At 42.8% G+C, this 7,332-nt stretch carries 10 protein-coding genes; 9 read left to right on the top strand and 1 reads right to left on the bottom strand.

Annotated features, from left to right (window positions below; translation table 11 throughout):
• The 6 genes from V7D75_RS13705 to V7D75_RS13730 form a co-directional block, all read left to right on the top strand.
• The coding region (locus V7D75_RS13705; protein WP_333615009.1) for a S1 RNA-binding domain-containing protein at positions 1-792 on the top strand (792 nt) is incomplete at its 5' end.
• Between the two features lie 252 nt (positions 793-1,044).
• Positions 1,045-1,350, top strand: a complete 306-nt coding sequence (locus V7D75_RS13710) for an integration host factor subunit beta (protein WP_068404507.1) — start codon at positions 1,045-1,047, stop codon at positions 1,348-1,350.
• Positions 1,351-1,424: 74 nt separating this feature from the next.
• Positions 1,425-1,835: a lipopolysaccharide assembly protein LapA domain-containing protein gene (locus V7D75_RS13715; RefSeq protein WP_333615010.1), complete on the top strand. Its 411-nt coding sequence runs from the start codon at positions 1,425-1,427 to the stop codon at positions 1,833-1,835.
• Positions 1,836-1,921: 86 nt separating this feature from the next.
• Positions 1,922-2,620, top strand: coding sequence for an orotidine-5'-phosphate decarboxylase (gene pyrF, locus V7D75_RS13720; RefSeq protein WP_333615011.1), 699 nt, complete (start codon positions 1,922-1,924; stop codon positions 2,618-2,620).
• Between the two features lie 163 nt (positions 2,621-2,783).
• Entirely contained in the window at positions 2,784-3,581 is a 798-nt protein-coding gene (locus V7D75_RS13725) for a metallophosphoesterase (protein WP_333615012.1), read from the top strand.
• Positions 3,582-3,687: 106 nt separating this feature from the next.
• Positions 3,688-4,530, top strand: coding sequence for a histidine phosphatase family protein (locus V7D75_RS13730; protein WP_333615013.1), 843 nt, complete (start codon positions 3,688-3,690; stop codon positions 4,528-4,530).
• Between the two features lie 160 nt (positions 4,531-4,690).
• On the opposite strand, the gene rpsT is transcribed toward V7D75_RS13730, so the two are convergent.
• Entirely contained in the window at positions 4,691-4,957 is a 267-nt protein-coding gene (gene rpsT / locus V7D75_RS13735) for a 30S ribosomal protein S20 (RefSeq protein ID WP_010200097.1), read from the bottom strand.
• Between the two features lie 524 nt (positions 4,958-5,481).
• On the opposite strand from rpsT, the gene V7D75_RS13740 reads away from it, so the two are divergent.
• The 3 genes from V7D75_RS13740 to V7D75_RS13750 form a co-directional block, all read left to right on the top strand.
• A complete protein-coding gene (locus V7D75_RS13740; RefSeq protein ID WP_333615014.1) occupies positions 5,482-6,183 on the top strand; it encodes an NAD-dependent epimerase/dehydratase family protein in 702 nt (233 codons plus the stop codon).
• A 79-nt stretch (positions 6,184-6,262) separates the two neighbouring features.
• Complete coding sequence (gene rraA, locus V7D75_RS13745; protein WP_442968970.1) at positions 6,263-6,805, top strand: ribonuclease E activity regulator RraA; 543 nt, start codon at positions 6,263-6,265, stop codon at positions 6,803-6,805.
• A 238-nt stretch (positions 6,806-7,043) separates the two neighbouring features.
• On the top strand, positions 7,044-7,332 hold a 289-nt coding region (locus V7D75_RS13750), incomplete at its 3' end, for a hypothetical protein (RefSeq protein ID WP_333615015.1).

Below are 7,332 nucleotides of genomic sequence, written 5' to 3' on the forward strand. Positions count from 1 at the left end.
GGTATCGAAGGTCTAGTCCACGTATCAGAGATGGATCATACCAACAAAAACATCCACCCATCAAAAGTTGTACAAGTGGGTGATGAAGTTGAAGTGATGATTCTTGATATCGACGAAGAGCGTCGCCGTATCAGCTTAGGTATCAAACAAACTCTTGCTAACCCATGGGATGAGTTTGATAAGAAACACGAGCGTGGTGATAAAATCACTGGTACGATCAAATCTATCACTGATTTCGGTATCTTTATCGGTCTAGATGGTGGTATCGATGGTCTTGTACATCTATCTGATATCTCTTGGAACGAAACTGGCGAAGAAGCTATCCGTAACTACAATAAAGGCGACACCGTTGAAGCAATGGTATTGTCTGTAGATTCAGAAGCCAACCGTATCAGCTTAGGCATCAAACAGTTAAGCTCTGATCCATTCAACGAATACCTAGTCAACAATGACCGCGGTGCTATCGTTAATGGTAAAGTAAAAGAAGTAGACGCGAAAGGTGCGACTATCGAACTTGCTGACGAAGTAGAAGCTTACTTACGTGCCTCTGAGATTCAACGTGACCGTGTTGAAGATGCGACCAAGCATCTATCTGTTGGTGATGATGTTGAAGCGAAAATCATCAGTGTTGATCGCAAAACTCGTAACATCAACTTGTCAATCAAAGCAAAAGACGAAGCTGAAGAGCGCCAAGCGATTAAAGAATTGGGAAGCACTGGCACGACTGCTGCTGCCGGTTCTGATGCACAGCCAAAAACTATTGGTGACTTGATCAAAGAACAAATGCAGTAAGCGGTAGTTTGTTGATATAGTTATACTATAAAAAGAAAGCGACTCCGGTCGCTTTTTTTTATGATTAAATTTGAGTATGGGGCAAGTTAGTAAGGTTTTATGGTAAAAAAGGAAACTCTTATTCCTATTTATGCCAATATCCGCTATCATTTGCAACATTGAGTAACGAGATGTGAATGTAAAATTAAACAGTCCTTAATTGTTCAATTTACTTCATCATCTTATCCATTAATCAATAAGGTCCATGTGATAATGCAGCAAGCAATTAACAAGTCCGAATTTATTAGTAATCTGAGTGCGAATTGTGACAACATGACAGACACTGTCGTCGATGATGCAGTACGCGAAATATTAAATTTGATGACCGATACCTTAGCCAATGATGGTCGAGTAGAGGTGCGGGGCTTTGGTAGTTTTTGTCTTCATCATCGCCGTGCCCGTATGGGACGCAATCCTAAAACAGGCGAAAGCGTACCCGTACCTGCGAAAGCCATTCCGCACTTTAAGCCGGGCAAAGCGCTACGTGAAGCTGTCAATGCCAAGGTAGCAAACGGTTGATAAAGCAGAGCCGTCAGAATGTCCGCGTTCTTTGTTAAACGGTTCATACGATTCAACATAAAAGGATATCTCTGATGCGCATTTTACTGCTGGTATTACTGTTTTTAAGCTTCGCTTATTCGCTTGGTTTGGTATTGGCCAATAATACTGAAGTTGGGGTGAATCTACTTTTCTCCCAAGCACCAACGATGAATTTGGGCTTATTACTGATTCTGTGCTTAATACTAGGCATTGTGATTGGCATGCTACTCGCGCTGCTTATCTTCCGCGTGCTACAAAATAAGTGGGAAATCTCACGCCTGCAAAAGCTAAATGCCAATCTGCAAGAGCAGGTGACGCAGGCTAATATCGTCATTGACCGTCAGGCAAACGCACCATCGGTACAAGAAGCGGTTTACGGCGCGACAGCGACAAATGTACAAGATGACAGCGTTATCGATATAGACGATGGTGCAACTTTAATCAAGCAAAAGCGTGAGCATTGAGTGCTAAGCCAGCATTCTTATATTGAGACGTTTATATAATCATTTAATAATAATCATTTAATAAGCTGATAGAACGTGGCACAACTATGAATAACATCATCCATTCTCCAGTCGTAGTTGCACTGGATAATATGACTAAAGATGCCTCTTTAGCGCTAGCTGACCAATTAAACCCAGCGTTATGTCGCTTAAAAGTCGGCAAAGAGCTATTTACCCGCTGTGGTCCTGACATTGTTAAAGCGCTACATCAGCGTGATTTTGACGTGTTTTTGGACTTAAAATTTCACGACATTCCTAATACTACGGCACAAGCGGTACTTGCAGCAGCCGAGCTTGGTGTATGGATGGTTAATGTTCATGCCAGTGCGGGCCTTGAGGCCATGTCGTTAGCCAAGCAGCGCTTGTCAGACGGTAATTTTGAAACCCTGCTAATCGCCGTAACCGTGCTGACTTCTATGGACAATCAGGCACTGGCGCAAACCGGTATCACCGACGGCCTAGATGCCCAAGTGAGCCGTTTGGCACAACTGACCAAGCAAGCGGGTCTTGATGGGGTGGTATGCTCAGCACAAGAGGCCAAAACGCTTAAAGCATTATGTGGGCAGGATTTTAAGCTGGTCACCCCTGGTATTCGTCTGCTAGACGACAATGCTGATGATCAGAAACGTATCTGTACTCCGAAGCAAGCGTTAGCAGATGGTTCTGATTATTTGGTGATTGGTCGCTCAATCACCCAAGCTGTTGATCCTTTGGCCAAATTACAATTGATAATTAATAGTATCTAGTGCTATAGATTCACCATACAATAAAAAAGACAGCCTAATTCGCTGTCTTTTTTACTTTTTGCCCATTATTAAAAAGCTGCTACACTGGTTAAATTTACGCTAATCGTAAGCTGAGGAAAAAGCTGACTTTTGCAAATAGTCTGATTGGATAATAGTAAAACCTATGAAATTACAGATTTTAAGTGACTTACATATTGACAGTTATGCGCGGCAGTCGTATCCACTAGGGCGCATCCCTAAAACGGATGCAGACGTGCTGCTCGTAGCGGGAGATACTGCCAATAGTGATGATGGTATGGCATGGCTACAAGAGCAGGCAGCGCATTTGCAAGTACCTTTGATTACTATCGCGGGCAATCATGAATACTTCGGCGAAGATGTGCTGCATTTTGATAAAAAGCTAGCCACTTGGGATAATTATGATAGTGAATTAGAGCAGGGCGTGCGCTTTTTACAGTGTCAGTATATGGATATTGGTGAAGTGCGGATTCTGGGTTGTACGTTATGGACGGACTATCAATATCAAGCCGATGCCGATACGATGGCAGCAGCTAGGCGTTTTATGCGCGATTACAAGCAGATTTATGCGGGTGGCGAGCTGTTCTCTCCTGAAGTATCGATACAAATCCATACTGAGCATCGTCAGTGGCTACAGCAAGCGCTGATAACGGCGCAAGCATTGGGTAAAAAGACGGTGGTCATGAGTCATCATAGTATTAGCCCGTTATCGGTGTCTGAGAAGTTTGCCAACTTGCCGAGTAATGCCGCCTTTGTTAGTGATTTATCGAGCTGGATGCATGAAGACTGGGCACCTGTGCTATGGGTACATGGCCATACTCATGAAGCCTTTGATTATCAAATTAATAAAACGCGGGTGATAGTCAATCCGCGTGCTTATCCTAATGAGGTGAGCAGTACCGAATTGGCGTTTGTTTGGAACAAAGTGGTGGATATTGGCTAAATCGTGTTAACCAAGCGCTTATATCGATATATAGCTGAATAAGCTATAGTGCAACTGAGCTTATATTTTGTTCATTCTCATCAATAAATCTGCTACGCTTACTATCATGAGTAAATTGCCTAATAATGTCCCATCGGGACGATCGACACCGACTGAGAAGCCTACGAACCTCAGGCCGAACGCACCTGCACCTTCTCACTTACCTGACAGTATGATGTCTTCGGTCGGTTTGTTGCCGATAGATAAAAGACTGATTTTATTTACCAGACATTCTCTGCGCGAGCGCTCTGATGGTAATGGGTTTGCCAGTTACCAATTGCCGCTAACACCAAAAGGTCGCGTGTTGGCAAAGTCTTGGGGGCGCTGGTTAGCAGAACATCTGCCGTATTCGCTCGATGTTGATAGTATCTCAAGTCCGATTGGTCGCTGTATTGATACCGCGCAGCTGATGCAAGAAGGGGCGGGGCTACGACGTGATATTGCCCATCAATCGCTACTGGTTGAACCGGGTAGTCTGGTAACTGAACCTGAGATTGCCAACCCAATTTTTAAAGAAATTGGCGTGCTCAATTTTATCAATCGCTTTTTACAAGGCAATCTTGAAGGCACGAAAAACGCTTATCAAGGTGGGCTCGATCTTTTATCGCTTTTTTATCAGAATCAGCCGCAACATGGGCATTTAATGCTCGCGGTCAGTCATGATACGTTACTATCAGCGTTTTTAGCAGTGATGCTAGACGTGGTTGAGATTGATTGGAATGATTGGCCAAAGATGATGGAAGGGGTGTTTTTGTGGTTTGATGATAAGCCTTTTGAGCAGGCTAATGCCTATTTCGTTTGGCGCGGGCAAGTATATATCCGTCCGATCAGTGATTTACTAAAAGGCTACCGTGCCGCTGGTTTTCATCCAAGCAAATTGCTATTGCCACCAGAGGTAAAATGGACATAGACCTTATTCTTGAAGTATTTAATTAGCTTTATAATATTTTTAAAATAGGAATGATTAACTTTTAAATAAGCATAAAAAAACCTTGCCCCAGTATGAAAACCAGTAGCAAGGTTTTGGTCATCACACCATCAAGTGCGATGCGGTCTAAACATTAACGATCTTAAGCTTGTAAGCCTTTGATGGTTTTGTTTAGGCGGCTCTTACGACGAGCAGCTTTATTCTTATGAATAATACCTTTGTCAGCCATACGATCAAGAACCGGTACCGCTTTTTTGTAAGCTTCGGTAGCCGCGTCATAATCTTTAGCAGCGATAGCCGCATCAACACGTTTTAGATAAGTACGAACCATAGAGCGTTGTGACGCAGAGTTCTGACGACGTTTGGTGTTTTGACGGGCGCGTTTACGAGCTTGTGCAGTATTAGCCACGCGTATCTCCTTGATAAAGACAGATAAAAATATGAATGTTGATTGCAATAATAATGGGTTTAACAATCATCGGTGACGAGCAGCCTCTCGCCAAATATGATGTCGATGTCTATTATGAGGGCACTTATCTGTTATTAAAGTACCTAATAGTAATAGAGCATCGCTCGCGCCAGAACTGTTTGGAATAATTAAACAGCGTTGACGTGTAAAGCCGGTTATCTTAGCAAATTATTGCGCTTAGAACAATATATTTGATGATTAATGCTAAAAGAAGTTATGCTAGCCGATCTCAAAGGTTTAATTAAAGGATTTATTGCGCTAACAAGTAAATTATCTAACAAAAGTTCGACTTAAAAGTCTGAATTATTCCCATAAACCTAGGCGTTGATAAAATCTCTTACAATAAATTGTGTAGAATAGCGCTAGCGAGTTGTTAATTTAGGTATGATACCAAAGCAAACAATTTCTACAAGACATCATTTTTAGCATTATAAACACCCCAACATGATATAAATGGATAGGCTATGCAGCGAAAAGCAATTGTAATTGGCGCAACAGGACTGGTCGGACAGCATCTTGTTAAACAGCTTAGTGAGCTTTATGACACGTTGATTGTGATTGCACGGCGGCCGCCTCGCTACATCAATGCCAGCATGCGCTTTTATCAGGTTAATGATTTTGATAACTTGGCTGAAATATTTGCCAGCGTCGGCGCAGATAGTAAGACCGATGCCTTTAGCTGCCTTGGTACCACCAAAAAACAAGCCGGTAGTGACGAAGCGTTTCGAAAAGTTGACCACGACTACAATGTCAATTTTGCCACATTATGCCGTGCGAAAGGCGTGGAAAACTTCTTTTTATTGTCTTCAATGAATGCCGATATCGACAGCCGTTTTTTATACAATCGGGTCAAAGCGGAAACAGAGCAGTCTATTATGGTGCTAGGTTTTACCCAGTTGGTGATTTTTCGGCCATCGTTATTACTTGGCAAGCATAAAGGCCGTCCGCTTGAAAGCTTTGGTCAAAAAGCCTTTAAACTGATCTCGCCAATCGTGCCCGAGTCTTTATCCTTGCATCCTATTTCTGCCAAGCGCGTTGCCAGTGCGATGGCGATGAGTGCGCATGAGGTGTATCAGCGTAATAAATATCGTAGTGAGCCTACCGCTACAGACACGGAAATTATCGAAAATAAACAGCTACTAGCAATGACCAAAGTCAAAAAATAGCCTAACTAAGCATAAATTAATAAAAACTCAGATTTCATGATAGATAATTTAACTATTTAACTTAACAAGGAGCGTCACGATGTCAGATACAACAGAAACAACCACGATGAATAAAGACAACTTTGTCACTTGTGATTTATTAGATGCCAATCCTGAGTCGCAGGTATGTTTGCCCAATATCGAAGGCAAATCATTTTATAGCTTTGGCGGTAAAGACAGATTTTGTGGTGAAATCGTGACGGTAAAATGCTTTGAAGACAATAGCCGCGTAAAATCCTTATTGAATAGCGATGGCAAAGATAAAGACGGCAATGGCAAAGTCTTGGTCGTTGACGGTGGCGGTTCAATGCGCTGCGCGTTGCTCGGCGATATGATTGCGCAATCAGCGATTGATAATGGCTGGGCAGGGGTGGTGGTATATGGCTGCGTGCGTGATGTAGATGATATGGCGCAAATGGATATCGGCGTCATGGCGCTTGGCTGCATCCCGCGCAAATCAAATCGCCGCGATGAAGGCCAAACTGACATTGAAATCCGCTTTGGTGATTTAACGTTAAACTCAGGTATGTTTGTTTATGCCGACAATAACGGTATTATCGCGAGCGAAAAACCATTAATTTAAAAACAGCTTATACTTTAACAGTAGCTTAATGGTTATCACTCCGAGACCTCAGCTTAATCGTTGAGGTTTTTGTATTTAAATAGCTTGTCTTTATAGATGAATATGCGTTTTATCAATTATTTAGCTTTTGGTTTTTTCATAACAAGGCTAAGTGACAAACCGTTACGGCATAAATTTTGGTAATTGCGCAAATATTCGTATAATAGCTTTCTGACTCTTAACGTTGACCCTATCCTTTATGTCTATCACTGCTTTGACCGATGCCTTTGACCCTATTAACCAGCAGTTATTTCCTATCCAGAATGCCGAACGGCGTTGGCTGGCGCCTGTGCATGGAGCAGTCAGTAGTCTGTGGCTAGCAAGTCTGGTACAAACGCCGCTATGGGACGTGGCTGACCGTCTAAAGGTTGTGGTGACGCGTGACCAAAATCAGCTTAACCAGATAGAGACGGAGTTGGCATTTTGCGGCGTCGATGCTTATGTGTTCCCTGATTGGGAAACGCTGACCTATGATGAGCTGTCACCGC

Source organism: Psychrobacter sp. (assembly GCF_036731945.1).
Lineage (GTDB): Bacteria > Pseudomonadota > Gammaproteobacteria > Pseudomonadales > Moraxellaceae > Psychrobacter.